Raw genomic sequence first — 15,648 nt, forward strand, 5'->3', positions numbered from 1 at the left:
TGCTGACTCGGCAACCCTACCGCACTCGGTGGGGCTGCCTGACCAGTGGAGCGGGTGACAGGAATCGCACACTGCGCCTCCCCCTTGGAAAGGGGGCGCTCTACTACTGAGCTACACCCGCGCGCTCCGTGAGGTTTTCCGTTCGGTTTCCCTCGCGGCGTGTGCCTGACTCTAGCCGATCACCCGGGGTGCTGTGCAAGTCCGGGACGACGGACGGACTCCGGGCTCCGGTTCGCCGCCGAACGCCCCCGGGTACGCCCCTCCGGACCCGGCGCGACCCGGTGCTGTCCCGGCCCCTCGCCACCGGCGGCGACGGCCCCGGTGACCGGGGGCCGCGCGGGGCTCGTTCCGGTAACGCGCCGCGCGCGGGGGTGCCGGGGAGCGCGGCGCGGCCGGAACACCCGGCGACGGTGGAGCCGAACCGCCCCCGGCCACGGCCCACGAGAGAACCGGACGCACCCCGGACCGCCGGAACCGGCCGGGACGCCCCGGGCGAGGGCGGCGGCCCGAGGAAGCCGGGAAGCGCCCGACGGACCGGAGCGCCGCCGGGAACCTGGCGGAACGGTGGCGGACGGCAGCAGGGCGGGATCGGGGCGGCACCGGCGGACTCGGGGTGCGCCAGGGAGGATCGGGGGCGATCGGACGGTGAGCGGGGGCGACCGGGCGGTGCGCGGAGGTGACGGTTCGCGGATTGAGAGGAACCGGCGGCGGACCGCCGGCACCGCCAGGGTCACCGGGGCCCCCAGCGCGATCAGCCGGAATCCACCGGAACCACCGCCGTCACGCGGGGAGCTGCCGCGCGGGGAGACGGCGCACCCACCGGACCGGCCGGGACCGCGCGGCGACCGAAGGGTGCCGGACGGCGACCCGGGGGAGACCGGACGGGGACCGGAGGGAGATCGGACGGAGACCGAGGCGCCGGACGCGCGGTCCGGAGGGGGCGCGGCGGCCGTCGGGTGGGCCGGGGGGCGCGGCCCGCACGGTGTCCGCCGCTGCCGGTGGTCACCGGATTCCGGGCGGCGCGATTCCGGATACCCTCGCCGCCGTCACCGTGCGCGGGATGTGATGGTCCCGGCGGGACTCCGGGCGCACGCGGGATGTCCGGCGCTCGCGGAGGGTGCGGTGGGGGCGCGCCCCGGCGGCCCGTGGGTCCGGGTGGCCCAGGGGTGAGACGCGGAGGCCCAACGGGCCCCACTCCTCCGGCGGTCGGCGGCGCGTGGGATCAACGAGCGGCGTTGAAGGCGTCGTAGACCTTCTTCGGGATGCGTCCGCGAGCGGGCACCTCCATGCCGTTGGACTCCGCCCAGGCGCGTACCGCGCGCGGGTCGGGGTCGACCGAGGTGCGCCGGAACGCCTTGCCGGACTTGGCGCGTTTCCGGCCAGCCTGGACGTACGGACCCAGCTCCTCCCGCAGCTTCTTGGCGTTGTCGGCGTTCAGGTCGATCTCGTAAGACCGGCCGTCCAGGCCGAAGATGACCGTTTCCGACGCCTCCCCGCCGTCGATGTCGTCGGAGAGTGTGACCACTACGCGCTGTGCCACGGATATCGGTCCTTCCTACAGGATCGCGAGTGGGTTCACCCGATCTTTGCGGTTCCTGACCAGCTTCGATACGAGCGAATCCGGTGATAGGGGTCAGTTTCTATTCGGTTGTGCGGCAGGACTGATTGCAATGCGGACCGGATTTAATCCGCCCGCTCCCTGCGCCCGCAATGTGGACCCTACTTATTTCGGCGCCGTTTTCCCAGTGCCCGACGGAGACCGGGTGCGGACAGTCTGTATATCAACCCGCGTAGATTCTGGCGACCGGTACGCTGACGGCGAAGCTCCCCGCTAAGCACAAGGAGTACCCGTGACTCGCGTGGTCGTCGAAGTCATGCCGAAGCCCGAGATCCTCGATCCGCAGGGACAGGCGGTGCAGCGCGCGCTACCCCGCCTCGGCTACCAGGGCGTGTTGGACGTCCGTCAGGGCAAGCGCTTCGAGCTGGAGGTGGACGGACCGCCGAATCGGGAGACTCTCTCGCGAGTTGAGGAGATGGCGGAGACGTTTCTCGCCAACGGAGTGATCGAGAACTTCACCGTGCGGGTGCTGGACGCGGCGGGCGCGGAGGTCCTCTCCACCGACCCCGTCGCGGGGGCGGCCGCCGGGGCGGGGAACTCCGGGACGGAGGGGGCGCGGTGACCACGCGTATCGGCGTCGTCACGTTCCCGGGCTCGCTGGACGACGCGGACGCGCGGCGCGCGGTCTCGCTCGCGGGCGGGGAGGCGGTACCGCTCTGGCACCGGGACAAGAGCCTGCGGCAGGCGGACGCGGTGGTGCTGCCCGGTGGTTTCTCGTACGGCGACTATCTGCGCTGCGGAGCCATCGCGCGATTCTCACCCGTCATGTCGAGCGTGCTTGAGCACGCCAGGGAGGGAATGCCGGTACTCGGGATCTGCAATGGCTTCCAGGTGCTCTGCGAGTCCCATCTGCTGCCCGGCGCGTTGATCCGCAACGACCATCTCCGTTTTGTCTGCCGCGATCAGCGACTGCGTGTCGAGAACGCGGCCACCGACTGGACCGCTGATTTCCGTACCGGCCAGGAGATCACCGTTCCGCTGAAAAACAACGACGGCGGCTATGTGGCCGACGAGCGGACCCTGGACGAGCTGGAGGAGACCGGTCGCGTGGTCTTCCGGTACCTCGACGGCAATCCCAACGGCTCCCGCCGGGACATCGCGGGCGTCACCAACGAGGCCGGGAACGTCGTCGGTCTGATGCCCCATCCCGAGCACGCCGTCGAGGAGTTGACGGGGCCGACGACCGACGGCCTGTCCCTGTTCACCTCGGTACTGAAGAAGCTGGTCACCGCATGACGCGCACGCCCCTGGACACCGTCGCCCACGCCGAGCGCACCCCGGAGGACGGGCAGCCCTGGGCCGAACTCGGTCTGAAGGAGGACGAGTACGCCCGGATCCGGGAGATCCTCGGCCGCCGTCCCACCGGCGCGGAACTCGCCATGTACTCCGTGATGTGGTCCGAGCACTGCTCGTACAAGAGCAGCAAGGTCCACCTGCGGCAGTTCGGGGAGAAGGCCCCGGAGAGCGAGGCCCTGCTGGTCGGGATCGGGGAGCAGGCCGGGGTGGTGGACGTCGGCCAGGGCTACGCCGTCACCTTCAAGATCGAGTCGCACAACCACCCGTCCTACGTCGAGCCCTACCAGGGAGCGGCGACCGGTGTCGGCGGCATCGTCCGGGACATCGTCGCGATGGGTGCCCGCCCGGTCGCCGTGCTGGACGCGCTGCGCTTCGGTGCCGCCGAACACCCCGACACCCGGCGGGTGTTGCCGGGTGTGGTCGCGGGCATCGGCGGCTACGGCAACTGCCTCGGGCTGCCCAACATCGGCGGCGAGACCGTCTTCGACCCCTGCTACCAGGGCAACCCGCTGGTCAACGCCCTCTGTGTGGGCGTGATGCGGCACGAGGACATCCACCTGGCCAAGGCGGCGGGCGCCGGCAACAAGGTCATCCTCTACGGCGCCCGCACCGGCGGGGACGGTATCGGCGGCGCCTCCATCCTGGCGTCCGAGAGCTTCGACTCGGACAAGCCGAGCAAGCGCCCCTCCGTGCAGGTCGGTGACCCCTTCCAGGAGAAGCTGCTGATCGAGTGCACCCTGGAGGCGTTCGCCGAGGGGCTGGTCTCCGGCATCCAGGACCTCGGCGCCGCCGGGCTGTCCTGCGCCACCAGCGAACTCGCCTCGAACGGCTCCGGCGGGATGCGCGTCGAGCTGGACACCGTGCCGCTGCGTGACTCCTCGCTCTCCCCCGAGGAGATCCTGATGAGCGAGTCGCAGGAGCGGATGTGCGCGGTGGTCGAACCGGCCAAGGCCGAGCGGTTCCTGGCCGTCTGCGAGAAGTGGGACGTCACCGCGACCGTCATCGGTGAGGTCACCGACGGCGACCGGCTGGAGATCTACTGGCACGGCGAGCGGATCGTCGACGTCGACCCGCGCACCGTCGCCCACGAGGGCCCGGTCTACGAGCGCCCCTACGCCCGCCCCACGTGGCAGGACGCGCTGCGCGCAGACAGCCCCGAGACGCTGCCCCGGCCGCGTACCGGCGACGAACTGCGCGCGGCGGCACTGGAGTTGGTCTCCGCGCCCAACCAGGCGTCCACCTCCTGGATCACCGACCAGTACGACCGCTACGTGCTCGGCAACACCGTGCTGGCCCAGCCCGAGGACGGCGGCGTGATCCGCGTCGACGAGCGGTCCGGGCTCGGCGTGGCGCTCGCCACCGACGGCAACGGCCGCTACGCCAAGCTCGATCCGTACGAGGGGGCGCGGCTCGCGCTCGCCGAGTCGTACCGGAACGTGGCCGCGACCGGCGCCAGGCCCCTGGCCGTCACCGACTGCCTCAACTTCGGCTCCCCGGAGGACCCGGCGGCGATGTGGCAGTTCGCCGAGGCGTGCCGTGGACTCGCGGACGCCTGCCGGGAGTTGGGTACCCCGGTGACCGGCGGCAACGTCTCGCTCTACAACCAGACCGGCGAGACGGCCATCCATCCGACGCCGGTGGTGGGCGTGTTGGGCGTCCTCGACGACGTCTCCCGGCGCACGCCCATCGGTTTCACCGAACCGGGCCAGCTGGTCTACCTCCTGGGCGAGACCCGCGCGGAGTTCGGCGGTTCCGCCTGGTCCCAGGTGGCGCACGGGCACCTGGGCGGCACCCCGCCCGCCGTGGACCTGGAGCGCGAGCGGCTGCTCGCGGAGATCCTGATCGCGGGCTCCCGCGACGGCATGGTGGACGCCGCGCACGACCTCTCGGAGGGCGGGCTGCTCCAGACGCTGGTGGAGTCCTGCCTGCGGGGCGGCAACGGCGCCCGGATCGTCCTGCCCGACGGCGCCGACCCGTTCACCCTGCTCTTCTCCGAGTCGCAGGGGCGCGCGGTGGTCGCGGTGCCGCGCAGCGAGGAGGTCCGCTTCACCGAGATGTGCGCCGCGCGCGGCCTGCCCGCGGCGCGGATCGGCGTGGTGGACGGCCAGGAGCTGGACTTCCAGGGGCAGTTCAGCCTGCCGCTGGACGAGCTGCGGTCCGCCGTCGAGGGCACGCTGCCCGCGCTGTTCGGCTGACGCGCGCCGCCCGGTGGCAGCCCGGACGCCGGGCGGCCACCGGGCGCGTGCGGTGCGGCGCCCCGGTGAGGGGCGGGCCCCGGTGGGCGCCGGCGAGCGTTCCCCGCGCGGGGGTCAGCCGTAGTAGCCGCCGCCGTACTGCCGTCCGCGCTCCTCGTCCACGGCGCGGTTGATCTCGCCCTTGAACCACTCGGGTTGGGGGACGTGGCGCATGGTCATCGCGCCCTGCTCGGAGGCGGACTGCACGGTGAGCGTGCCGTACCGCATCATCCGCTCCCACAGCGTGGCCTTGAACGCCACGTCGTTCACCCGGGCCAGCGGGATGCTGCGGCTGGTCTTGGTAAGGAAGCCACTGCGCTTGTAGATCCGCTTCGTGGTCAGGATGTAGAGCTTGCTGCGCCACTTGAGCAGCGGAATCAGCCAGTACTTGACGGTGGCGATCAGCGCCAGTCCCAGGACGATCAGGATGCCGATGCTGCCCCAGCTCTCCTCGGTCGGAAGTCCCCAGATCAGCGCCCCGGCCACCAGCCAGACGAGCGAGAGCGCGATGAACTCGCTGACCATTTCCGTCCAGTGCTGTCTGGTGACGTACACGAGCTGTTCGTCGTCCGCGAGGTAGCGCTCCGCAAGTGACATGAGGCGCATCCTGGCACAGCGCCTCGACCGGGGTCCTCCCCCCGGTCACACCCACCGCCGCACACGCGCCACCGAGCGTGCGCGGGCCCCGGCGCCGCCCCGGCCGACCGCCCGCTGGCCCCTCCGGGGCCCACTCCGTCCCTGTAATGTCGCATTCATGCCGCCCGCCAACAGAAGAGCTCGGGAGTCCCGCACCTACGACCCCGCCATGGTGCGCAAGGCGCTTATCGGCCAGCTTGAGGCCGTAGCCGAGGGCGCGCGCCAACTCACCCCGGAACAGCGGGCGTTGCCCTCCGGGCTGCCGGGGTGGGACGTGCACGCCCTGCTGGTGCACATCGCCCTCCAGATCGACGCGGTGCCGCGCATGCTGGGTGCCCCCGCGCCCCGGGTGGCGAAGCCCGAGGTCAGCCTCGCCTCCTGGGCGTGGGCCACCGCGGGCGCCGCCGCGGAGCTGGACGACCAGGCCCGCTCCGAGGCCGCCGGGAGCCCGGACGGCGTCGCCCGGATCGAGGCGGCCATCGCCGACCTGGAGCCGGTCCTGGAGGCCGCCGTCCGCGAGGACGTGCTCGTCCCGCACCCCGGGGGCGCGATGCGGGTGCTGGACTTCACCGTCACCCGACTCGTCGAGCTGGTGGTGCACAGCGACGATCTCACCCGGGCGACCGGCACCCCGGTCCGGCTGAACCGGCAGGCCCTGGCCTCGACCGTCCGGCTGCTGGTGGACGCGCTGGCGGCGAAGGCGCCGGGCCGCTCCGTCGAGCTGCGGGTGCCGCCCTTCGCCGTCACCCAGTGCGTCGAGGGCCCCCGTCACACCCGCGGCACCCCGCCCAACGTGGTGGAGGCCGACGCGATCACCTGGATCCGGCTGGCCACCGGCCGTACGGACTGGGCCGCCGCGCTGGCGACCGGGCGGCTCACCGCCAGCGGCGAGCGCGCCGACCTCGGCGGCCACCTGCCCGTCCTCGGCTGACCGCCGCCGCCCTCCGCCGTCCCGCGCCGTCCGCCGGACGCACCCGGGCCGCTCACTCGTCCGGGGGAGACACGGGGGTAAACCGAACAAATCCACCGGGTTCGGCTGTACTGCGCCCCTGGCCTAGACTCGACGACGTGCCCCGTGGTGATGGACGACTGAATCATGACCTTCTCCCCGGCGAGAAGGGCCCCCAGGACGCCTGCGGCGTCTTCGGGGTCTGGGCGCCGGGGGAGGAGGTCGCCAAACTGACCTACTTCGGGCTCTACGCCCTCCAGCACCGGGGCCAGGAGTCCGCCGGGATCGCGGTGAGCAACGGCTCGCAGATCCTGGTCTTCAAGGACATGGGCCTGGTCTCCCAGGTGTTCGACGAGACCTCCCTCGGCTCGCTGCGCGGCCACATCGCGATCGGCCACGCCCGCTACTCCACCACCGGTGCCTCGGTGTGGGAGAACGCGCAGCCCACCTTCCGGGCGACCGCGCACGGCTCGATCGCGCTGGGCCACAACGGCAACCTGGTCAACACGGCCGAGCTGGCCGAGCGGGTGGCCGCGCAGTCCGCGCTCTCCGCGGGCCGCCCCACGCACGTCGCGGCGACCAACGACACCGACCTGATCACCGCCCTGCTCGCGGGGCAGACCGACGAGGACGGCGGCCCACTCACCGTCGAGCAGGCCGCCCCGCGCGTGCTGCCCTGGCTCCAGGGCGCGTACTCCTGCGCCTTCATGGACGAGCGCACCCTCTACGCGGCCCGCGACCCGCAGGGCATCCGCCCGCTGGTGCTGGGGCGGCTGGAGCGCGGCTGGGTGGTGGCCAGCGAGACCTCCGCACTGGACATCGTCGGCGCCAGCTTCATCCGTGAGGTGGAGCCGGGCGAGTTCCTCGCGATCGACGAGGACGGCCTGCGCAGTACCCGCTTCGCGGAGGCCCGGCCGCGTGGCTGCGTCTTCGAGTACGTCTACCTCGCCCGTCCGGACACCGACATCGCGGGGCGGAACGTCTACCTCTCGCGGGTCGAGATGGGGCGGCGGCTGGCCGCCGAGGCCCCGGCCGAGGCGGACCTGGTGATCGCCACCCCCGAGTCCGGCACCCCCGCCGCCGTCGGGTACGCCGAGGCCAGCGGCATCCCCTACGGCAGCGGGCTGGTCAAGAACAGCTACGTCGGCCGGACCTTCATCCAGCCCTCGCAGACCATCCGGCAGCTCGGCATCCGCCTCAAGCTCAACCCGCTCCGCGAGGTGATCCGGGGCAAGCGGCTGGTCGTGGTGGACGACTCCATCGTGCGGGGCAACACCCAGCGCGCCCTCGTGCGGATGCTCCGCGAGGCGGGCGCGGCGGAGGTGCACGTCCGCATCAGCTCGCCGCCGATCAAGTGGCCCTGCTTCTTCGGTATCGACTTCGCCACCCGCGCGGAACTCATCGGCAACGGCCTGACCGTCGAGGAGATCGGCACCTCGCTCGGCGCCGACTCGCTGGCGTACATCTCGACGGACAGCATGATCGAGGCCACCACGATCCCCAAGTCCCAGCTCTGCCGGGCCTGTTTCGACGGGGAGTACCCGATGGACCTGCCCGATCCGGAGCTGCTGGGCAAGCACCTGCTGGAGGCCGAGGTGGCGGACGCCGCCCGCGGCAACGGGCACGGCAGCAAGACCGACGTGGACGGGGTCGAGACCCTGACCACGGGCGGCGGCGCGGCTGACGCGCTGCGCCGCCCCTAGCCGTGGCACGCCACGGCGTCACCCCGGCACGCCCCGCGCCGTCCGCCGGGCCCCACCCGTCCGCCCGGGCCGGGGCCGCCTTCACCCGTCCCGGCCAGCGACGTCCGGGACGCCCTGCCGCGGGCGGCGGGGCGGCGTACCGTCACCAGCAGAGCCTCCCCGGCCACCGGCGTCCGGGGCTTTCGTCGGCTCCTCCCGGAGCCCCGAGCCGTCTGGGAGAGCCCAGCATGTCGGAGAGTGCCAGCGATGAGTGAGCGTGTCGGAACGTCCGGTGGGGGAGCGCCCGCCGAGTCCGCGGAGGCCGTCTCGTACAAGGCGGCGGGAGTGGACATCGCCGCGGGGGACCTCGCGGTCCAGCTGATGCGGGAGTGGGTGGGCCGGGCACAGCGCCCGGAGTCGGTCGGTTCGCTCGGTGGCTTCGCGGGCCTCTTCGACGCCAGCGCGCTCAAGCGGTACGAGCGTCCGCTGCTCGCCTCGGCCACCGACGGCGTGGGCACCAAGGTCGCCCTCGCGCAGCGGCTCGACATCCACGACACCATCGGCCTCGACCTGGTCGCCATGGTCGTCGACGACCTCGTGGTGTGCGGGGCCGAGCCGCTGTTCATGACCGACTACATCTGCGTCGGCAAGGTGGTGCCGGAGCGCGTCGCGCAGATCGTCAAGGGGATCGCGGAGGGCTGCGTCCTGGCGGGCTGCGCCCTGGTGGGCGGCGAGACCGCCGAGCACCCCGGGCTGCTCGGCCCGGACGAGTACGACGTCGCCGGGGCCGGGACGGGCGTGGTGGAGGCCGACGCGGTGCTCGGCGCCGAGCGCGTCCGCGCGGGCGACGTGGTGGTGGCCATGGCCTCCTCCGGACTGCACTCGAACGGGTACTCCCTGGTCCGGCACGTGCTGCTGGACCGCGCGGGGCTGGAACCGGACCGGCACGTCGAGGAGTTCGGGCGGACGCTCGGCGAGGAACTGCTGGAGCCCACCAAGATCTACGCGCTGGACTGCCTGGCGCTGGCCCGCGCCACCGAGGTGCACGCCTACTCGCACGTCACCGGCGGTGGCCTCGCCGCCAACCTGGCGCGGATCATCCCGTCGCACCTCACCGCCCGGGTGGACCGGTCGACCTGGGCCCCCCGGCCGGTGTTCGACCTGATCCGCGGCGCGGGCGGGGGCGTGGAGCGGGCGGAGCTGGAGCGGACGCTGAACATGGGCGTCGGCATGGCCGCCGTACTGCCCCCGGAGTCGGTGGACACCGCGCTGGCCACGCTGACCGAGCGCGGCGTGGACGCCTGGGTCGCGGGTTCGGTGACGGAGGCCGCCGAGGCGTCCGGTGACTCCGGCACGACCGGCGCCGGATCCGTGCGCCTCACCGGCGACTACGCGCGACTCTGAGCGAGCACGCCCGGCCCTGACACCGGCTCGCCCGGCCCTGTCCGGCGCCTGGCCCCCGGCGCCGCCCCGGACCTCCGGAGGCGTGCCCCCACCGCGCCCCGGGCCCGGCGTTCGGGGACGCCGGCTGTCAGAGGCAGGCAGTACGCTCCCTCTCCTGATCGCCGATCGGTCCGGTGCGCGGAGGAACCATGGACGGCTACTCACCCCTGGGGGAGCTGAACCCGCTCAGCGAGTCCGGAGACGGGATCGGTGGCGGCTTCGCCGACGCCTGCGAGCTGTACGAGTACAACCGGCCGGACGCCGGTCTCGTCGCCTGGCTGGCCGTGGACCCCACGGGGCGCCCGGAGTTGGCCCGCTATCTCGACCGGCTCGTTCCGTTCGCACCCGCGACGGGTTCCGGCTCCTTCTACGCCCTGTGGCGCTGCGATGACCGCAGCGACCTCGCCACCCTCCCCGTCGTCCTCTTCGGCTCCGAGGGCGAGCTGGACGTGGTCGCGAGCGGGGTGCTGGAGCTGTTCCCGCTGCTCGCCCCACCCGCCGAGGAGCCCCCACCCGCAGCCGGGGAGGCGGAGCGCGGCCACCGCCGTCCCGAGTACCTCGCCTGGCCGGAGCGGACGTTCGGGAGGCCCGCACCCGACACGGCGGAAGCGGTCCTGGCGCGCGCCCGCGCGGAGTACGGACCGCGCTTCCTGGCGTGGATGCGGGAGTTCGTCCCGGAGGAGGCGCTCAGCTCACTGCGGGACAACCTGGACCGCTGAACCGCCCGTTCACCCCGTCCGGCCGCCCCGCTCGTACGCCGGGTCCCCCGTCCGTCGAGCCGCCCCGGGCACCGGGCCACCGGACGGTGGCGCTCCCCGACGCGCTGGCGGAGGCCCCGGACATTCCGAGATCCCGGACATACCAAGATCCCGGTCCGGCGGTGGCCGCCGAACCGGGATCAGTGGCGTGTACGTCAGGCGCCGGACTGGCGCGAGTGCGGCGAGGAAGACGGGTGATCGTCGCCCTCGTCCTGGTTGTCGTACAGTTCCGCGTACCGTGCGTACGGGTCGTTGTCCAGCTCATCGTCCTCGAATCGATCACCCTTTGGCGACTGGTTCGATGTCGATGCGCCCAGCTCCTCCGCCAGCCGTGCGAGATCCGTCCCACCGCCGCTGTTGTACTTCAGCTGACGGGCGACTTTCGCCTGCTTGGCTTTGGCCCGGCCGCGCCCCATGGCTCGACCCCCTCAACGACGGGACACCCTGGTCCCAGAGTCTTGACACGCGTTCATCATTCAGAGCCGCTCTCTCGAAGGAGAAGACCGGCTCACAGGGCCTCAACGGTACCTTCTTATCCGTCCGTACGGTACGTCGCCCATCCCGCACCCGGCCTCCCACGCCCCTGGAGACCCCCTGTTCCCGCAGGTCAACACGGCTTTTACCGACTCTTAAGAGATCGACCCGCCCAGGGTAGTGAGAAGCCTCTCGTGGGCGGCGGGCCGTCCGCGCGCCGGGGGGACCCCGGAGGCGGCCGGGAGCCGGGCCCCGCGCACGGCCACCGCGCCCGAACGGAACCGGACAGCGACCCCGGCGCGGAAGGGCCCGGGGCGACGCCGGGGTGACGGAACGGGGGTGACGGGAGCGGGCCGGGGCGGAGTGGTGTCTGCCCCGGCCCGCCCCCGGGATTCGCCGCCGTGCGGGGTCAGCCGAGCGTGGGGGCGCCCGGTCCGGATGGCATCCCCGGGCCCTCGGCCATCCGCTGCTCCGCGAGCCGGTCGGCGGCGGCCAGCGGCGGGACGCCGTCCCGCCGGGCGCGCTGGAAGATCTCCGTTGTGGTGTCGAAGATCTTTGCTGCCTTCGCTTTCGCACGCTCGAAGTTGAAGCCGTGCAGCTCGTCCGCGACCTGGATCACACCCCCGGAGTTGACCACGTAGTCCGGCGCGTAGAGCACGTCCCGGTCGGCGAGCGCCTTCTCCACCCCGGCGTGCGCCAGCTGGTTGTTGGCCGCCCCGCAGACGGCCCGGGCGGTGAGCACCGGCACCGTCTCGTCGTCCAGCGCCCCGCCGAGCGCGCAGGGCGCGTACACGTCGAGATCGGGACGGCGGATCAGCGCGTCGGTGCTCTCGACGACCGTCACCTCGGGGTGCTCCTCGCGCACCCGCCGCACCGACTCCGCGCGCACGTCGGTGATCACGACCCGCGCCCCGTCGGCCAGGAGGTGGCCGACCAGGTGACGGCCGACCTTCCCGACGCCCGCGATCCCGACGGTGCGGCCGTGCAGCGTGGGCTTGTCCCACAGCTGCTCCGCGCTGGCCCGCATGCCCTGGAAGACGCCGTAGGCGGTGAGCACCGAGGAGTCGCCCGCGCCGCCCGCCTCCGGGCTGCGCCCGGTGGTCCAGCGGCACTCGCGCGCGACCACGTCCATGTCCTCGACGTAGGTGCCGACGTCGCAGGCGGTGACGTACCGCCCGTTGAGCGCCCGGACGGCCCGGCCGTAGGCGAGCAGCAGCTCCTCGCTCTTCTGGGTCTCCGGGTCGCCGATGATCACGCCCTTGCCGCCGCCGTGGTCCAGTCCGGCGAGCGCGTTCTTGTACGACATCCCGCGGGCGAGGTTCAGCGCGTCCAGCGCGGCGGCCTCCTCCGGGTCCTGCCCGCGGGCGGCCGCGTCCTCGTAGGCGTGGAAGCGGGTGCCGCCCAGCGCGGGGCCGAGCGCGGTCGAGTGGATGGCGATCACGGCCCGGAAGCCGCTCTCGCGCTCCTGGCACAGGACGAGTTGCTCGTGGCCGCCCTGGTCGGAGTGGAAGAGGGTCCGCAGGACGTGGGTGCCGTGCGAACCGTGGACCGTCAGGGATTCGCCGGGCGCCCGGGGCACCGGGGAAGGACGTACGTCAGTCACGGTGGTGACTCCTGAAGTCGCGAAGGACGCCCTCCGTGGGTGAGGAGGGCCTGGCGGCCCCCGAGTTGGCGATTCCGGGGGCGTCCCAGCAGCGTACGACCTGCGGCCCGAGGCATCGTTGCGGTGCCACGATCGAGGTAGTCAACTGTCTGCGGGCGCCGGTCCGAGGGCCCGTGAACCGGCATCGATCAGTGGAGGATGCACGTTGGCTCAGAAGGCGTCGGTCGCTGCCCCGTACGCGGCCTATCTGCGGGTGTACGAGCCGCTGGCCGCGTTCCCCGAGCCCGAGCGCGCGCACTGGGTGCGGTACGCCAAGCGCGAGGACCTGCCCAGCGCGCAGGAGGAGATCGGCAGATCGCTCGCCGCCCTGCTGCCGGTGCCGCCGGAGGCAGTGCCGGTCCGGGAGAGCGCGGACGCGTTCGTCGCCGAGGTCGACGGCGTGACCTGCGTCTGCCCCTGGCGGACCCGGCTGCGGGGCTGGCAGTCCATGGCCGCGCTCAGCCAGGCCGCCGGAGAGCGGGAGCTGGAGCTGCCGCCCGCGGTGCTGGACGCCGCGCTGCCGCCGGTGGTGCGCCGCCAGGCGGCGGTCGACTACGAACGGTGGCTGCGCCGCAACCCGGAGGCGCGGCCCTGGATCCGCACGGCGCTGTGGCATGTGCCCGTCCGGTGGTTCGTTCTCTTTTCCGGTGAGGAGAAGGAGTTTGCGAAGACGGAATCGGGTGAGGAGAGCCGTCAGCAGTTCGTCCTCCGCTACCGGACGCCGATGGTGCAGGCGAGGCGCCGCCTCGCTCGTGGTCTGAAGGTGCTCCGCGAGGAGTTGGAGGAGGGGCCGCTCGTCGACGGCCTGGTAGATGTGGGGCGCTGGCTGGAGGAGTTCCATCCGCGCTCGCTCGTCGAACTGGACTACGGCGGCCTGGTGCACGCGATCCCCGAGAAGCGGCTGGCCGAGGACCACTCGGCGGCCGACGTCGCGGAGGGCATCGCGGCGCTCAGGGAGGGTGACGGCGAACGAGCCGGCGCGGCGTACGAGCGGCTGACCGACCGCTGGGCGACGGTGCGCGAGCTTCAGTTCGCCAGCTGACCGGGGGAACACCTCAGGGACGTTGCGGGACGAGGGGGACCTATGTCCCGAACCGGGCTATTGCCTCAAGCGTGATGGATAGCACGTACCTGGGTCTTGCTCCCACGGCTACTCCTCGTGTCAAAATAGGACAAGGAGTTCGCACAGAACTCCTTCCGTCCGAGTAAGGGTGGAAACATCGGTATTGCCCTCCTTGGTGGGACTGATGGCCTCTGCTTCGTGTGTGACTGATCGTTACGGCGGGGTAACTGTCCGCTATGACACGGTCCATCAGGATCCGTCGAGGTTGAACACCTGAGAGGGCAATTCCATCGGTTTGGCCGCTGTGGCTGGACAGATGGTGTAGTTGTAGTGCCGAGGACAAGCCGTTCGTCCTATAACCGACTCGACCCGCGTGCGCCATTTCGGGCAACGCGGGTCAAGGTGCAGAATTTAGAGGAAAGAACCGTGATGGTTCGGTTCTCCCGAGGAGGCCGCTCATGACCGCTCGCACCCCTGATGCCGAGCCGCTGTTGACCCCGGCTGAGGTCGCCACGATGTTCCGTGTGGACCCCAAGACGGTCACGCGCTGGGCAAAGGCGGGCAAGCTTACGTCCATCCGCACGCTCGGCGGGCACCGTCGTTACCGCGAGGCGGAGGTACGTGCACTGCTCGCGGGGATTCCGCAGCAGCGCAGCGAGGCTTGATCAGGCGCAACACCGCAGAACGGGCGATTGACGGTCCCCACGCCGGGTAATCGCCACCCCGCACCACACGTCGGGTCACTGCCCCAATCAGTGCTTGGACGTCAATCGCGCTGGACTCCGCCGGGTCCAGCGCGGTTTTTTGTGCCCCGGGGCCGGTCAGCCGGGTGGGCGGAGGGCCGTGTCCGAGGTGCGGGCGCGGGTGGGGTGGGCCGCGCGGACGGCGTCGGGGATGCCGTCGGACGGCACCGAGTGCCGTGTGAATGACGCGAGTTGGGGACGCGCGGCGTCGCGCCGGGGGGAGTCGCCGGGGGGTGGTGCGCTTCGTCGGACGGTAGTGCAATGGCACATATTAAATTGATGAGGTGTGGCGCCGGGTTGAGATCGCCTGCTTCGTGGGGGATTTTCGTGACACCCGTCACGTCTCCGTACTCTTGTTGTGCGTGCCCGTCATGCGGTAGTGGCGCCCCGGTGGGCTGGTCCCGCCGTCCCCCGGGCGACGTCCAACTCGCCCTTCCCCACCGCCTCTTGAATATGCGCGCGGCCTCACTTCGGGCTCCGGTGGCGCGCCCCGCGTCACCCCCGCGCCGGACGCCGGGCCTCGGGTGTCCAGGGCGCGCCCGCGGGTACCGCCCGCCCTGGCGGCCGGGCGTGCTCCGGGCAGTGCCGCCTCACATGTCGGTGCCGGGAGATAACGGGAGGGCGGGTCCGCGGCGGCGTCCGCGTCCCGTGCCGCCCCGGCGGCGTGGGGTCCGTCGTCATCGCGGTCGCCTCCTCCTCGTGCTCGCGCGGCGGTGCCGCTGAACGGCCCCTGGGGCCTTCGGGCTTGGTGGGGGCTCGGGAGAGGAGTACCCACCGGCCGGTGGCCCGTACCCGCACGGGCCGGACGGGTTCGCTTTCCTCTCTCCTTCCTCCTGCGCCGCCCGCGCCCCTTCTGTTTCCGCCGTCCCGGTCGCGGTGATGGCCGCGTGTCCGCCGTGCGCCCCCGGGAGTGCTCCCGTCACCCCCGGCGCGCGGGCGGAGGGCGCGGGGTGGACCGGGGGGAGGGGACGGGACGGGGGGAGCGGCGGCGTGCGTGATGCGAGGCGCGCGTGAACGGCCCGAGGGCGGGCGCCGACCGCCCGCCGCTCGTCGGGCGGGCGGAGCCGCCCGCCGGGACGGACGGGAACCGCCCGCCGGGGCGTCGAGAGT

Annotated in this window: 13 protein-coding genes and 1 tRNA gene; 9 read left to right on the plus strand and 5 right to left on the minus strand. The window is 72.4% G+C overall.

Annotation, left to right across the window (positions count from 1 at the left end; all coding sequences use genetic code 11):
- Positions 1–46 precede the first annotated feature (46 nt).
- Together E0L36_RS22605 and E0L36_RS22610 are read right to left on the minus strand one after the other, a co-directional pair.
- Positions 47–121, minus strand: a tRNA-Gly gene (locus tag E0L36_RS22605).
- Between the two features lie 1,101 nt (positions 122–1,222).
- Complete coding sequence (locus tag E0L36_RS22610) at positions 1,223–1,540, minus strand: Lsr2 family protein (protein WP_180931147.1); 318 nt, start codon at positions 1,538–1,540, stop codon at positions 1,223–1,225.
- A 310-nt stretch (positions 1,541–1,850) separates the two neighbouring features.
- Between E0L36_RS22610 and purS the strand changes: the two genes are divergently transcribed.
- Genes purS through purL form a run of 3 tightly spaced genes read left to right on the plus strand, consistent with a single transcriptional unit; the run spans position 1,851 to position 5,109 of the window.
- Complete coding sequence (gene purS, locus E0L36_RS22615; protein WP_180931148.1) at positions 1,851–2,180, plus strand: phosphoribosylformylglycinamidine synthase subunit PurS; 330 nt, start codon at positions 1,851–1,853, stop codon at positions 2,178–2,180.
- On the plus strand, positions 2,177–2,854 hold the full coding sequence (gene purQ / locus E0L36_RS22620; RefSeq protein ID WP_180931149.1) for a phosphoribosylformylglycinamidine synthase subunit PurQ: 678 nt from the start codon (positions 2,177–2,179) through the stop codon (positions 2,852–2,854). The genes purS and purQ overlap by 4 nt, the downstream gene beginning before the upstream one ends.
- On the plus strand, positions 2,851–5,109 hold the full coding sequence (gene purL, locus E0L36_RS22625; protein ID WP_180931150.1) for a phosphoribosylformylglycinamidine synthase subunit PurL: 2,259 nt from the start codon (positions 2,851–2,853) through the stop codon (positions 5,107–5,109). The genes purQ and purL overlap by 4 nt, the downstream gene beginning before the upstream one ends.
- 114 nt (positions 5,110–5,223) lie before the next feature.
- Here purL and E0L36_RS22630 read toward each other — a convergent pair whose 3' ends face one another.
- Positions 5,224–5,745: a PH domain-containing protein gene (locus E0L36_RS22630; protein ID WP_258016479.1), complete on the minus strand. Its 522-nt coding sequence runs from the start codon at positions 5,743–5,745 to the stop codon at positions 5,224–5,226.
- 157 nt (positions 5,746–5,902) lie between these two features.
- On the opposite strand from E0L36_RS22630, the gene E0L36_RS22635 reads away from it, so the two are divergent.
- The 4 genes from E0L36_RS22635 to E0L36_RS22650 all read left to right on the plus strand — a co-directional run bounded on the left by E0L36_RS22635 (position 5,903) and on the right by E0L36_RS22650 (position 10,577).
- A complete protein-coding gene (locus tag E0L36_RS22635; RefSeq protein ID WP_180931151.1) occupies positions 5,903–6,715 on the plus strand; it encodes a maleylpyruvate isomerase family mycothiol-dependent enzyme in 813 nt (270 codons plus the stop codon).
- A 137-nt stretch (positions 6,716–6,852) separates the two neighbouring features.
- A complete protein-coding gene (gene purF, locus E0L36_RS22640; protein ID WP_180931152.1) occupies positions 6,853–8,436 on the plus strand; it encodes an amidophosphoribosyltransferase in 1,584 nt (527 codons plus the stop codon).
- A 246-nt stretch (positions 8,437–8,682) separates the two neighbouring features.
- Positions 8,683–9,819, plus strand: coding sequence for a phosphoribosylformylglycinamidine cyclo-ligase (gene purM / locus E0L36_RS22645; protein WP_180931153.1), 1,137 nt, complete (start codon positions 8,683–8,685; stop codon positions 9,817–9,819).
- A 188-nt stretch (positions 9,820–10,007) separates the two neighbouring features.
- Entirely contained in the window at positions 10,008–10,577 is a 570-nt protein-coding gene (locus E0L36_RS22650; RefSeq protein ID WP_180931154.1) for a hypothetical protein, read from the plus strand.
- A gap of 194 nt (positions 10,578–10,771) precedes the next feature.
- On the opposite strand, the gene E0L36_RS22655 is transcribed toward E0L36_RS22650, so the two are convergent.
- A complete protein-coding gene (locus E0L36_RS22655; protein ID WP_180931155.1) occupies positions 10,772–11,032 on the minus strand; it encodes a DUF3073 domain-containing protein in 261 nt (86 codons plus the stop codon).
- 467 nt (positions 11,033–11,499) lie between these two features.
- Positions 11,500–12,669: a Leu/Phe/Val dehydrogenase gene (locus E0L36_RS22660; protein ID WP_374705588.1), complete on the minus strand. Its 1,170-nt coding sequence runs from the start codon at positions 12,667–12,669 to the stop codon at positions 11,500–11,502.
- 229 nt (positions 12,670–12,898) lie between these two features.
- On the opposite strand from E0L36_RS22660, the gene E0L36_RS22665 reads away from it, so the two are divergent.
- Both E0L36_RS22665 and bldC read left to right on the plus strand, forming a co-directional pair.
- Positions 12,899–13,774, plus strand: a complete 876-nt coding sequence (locus E0L36_RS22665; RefSeq protein ID WP_180931156.1) for a hypothetical protein — start codon at positions 12,899–12,901, stop codon at positions 13,772–13,774.
- Positions 13,775–14,253: 479 nt separating this feature from the next.
- On the plus strand, positions 14,254–14,460 hold the full coding sequence (bldC, locus tag E0L36_RS22670; RefSeq protein ID WP_003949541.1) for a developmental transcriptional regulator BldC: 207 nt from the start codon (positions 14,254–14,256) through the stop codon (positions 14,458–14,460).
- Positions 14,461–15,648 lie beyond the last annotated feature (1,188 nt).

Source organism: Streptomyces sp. AJS327, from assembly GCF_013450295.1.
Taxonomy (GTDB): domain Bacteria; phylum Actinomycetota; class Actinomycetes; order Streptomycetales; family Streptomycetaceae; genus Streptomyces.

Excerpts from the sequence above, each read along its gene's own strand:
- purL (WP_180931150.1), top strand. The coding sequence starts at position 2,851 with ATGACGCGCACGCCCCTGGACACCGTCGCCCACGCCGAGCGCACCCCG.
- E0L36_RS22630 (WP_258016479.1), bottom strand. The coding sequence starts at position 5,745 with ATGTCACTTGCGGAGCGCTACCTCGCGGACGACGAACAGCTCGTGTAC.
- E0L36_RS22635 (WP_180931151.1), top strand. The coding sequence starts at position 5,903 with ATGCCGCCCGCCAACAGAAGAGCTCGGGAGTCCCGCACCTACGACCCC.
- purM (WP_180931153.1), top strand. The coding sequence starts at position 8,683 with ATGAGTGAGCGTGTCGGAACGTCCGGTGGGGGAGCGCCCGCCGAGTCC.
- E0L36_RS22650 (WP_180931154.1), top strand. The coding sequence starts at position 10,008 with ATGGACGGCTACTCACCCCTGGGGGAGCTGAACCCGCTCAGCGAGTCC.
- E0L36_RS22655 (WP_180931155.1), bottom strand. The coding sequence starts at position 11,032 with ATGGGGCGCGGCCGGGCCAAAGCCAAGCAGGCGAAAGTCGCCCGTCAG.
- bldC (WP_003949541.1), top strand. The coding sequence starts at position 14,254 with ATGACCGCTCGCACCCCTGATGCCGAGCCGCTGTTGACCCCGGCTGAG.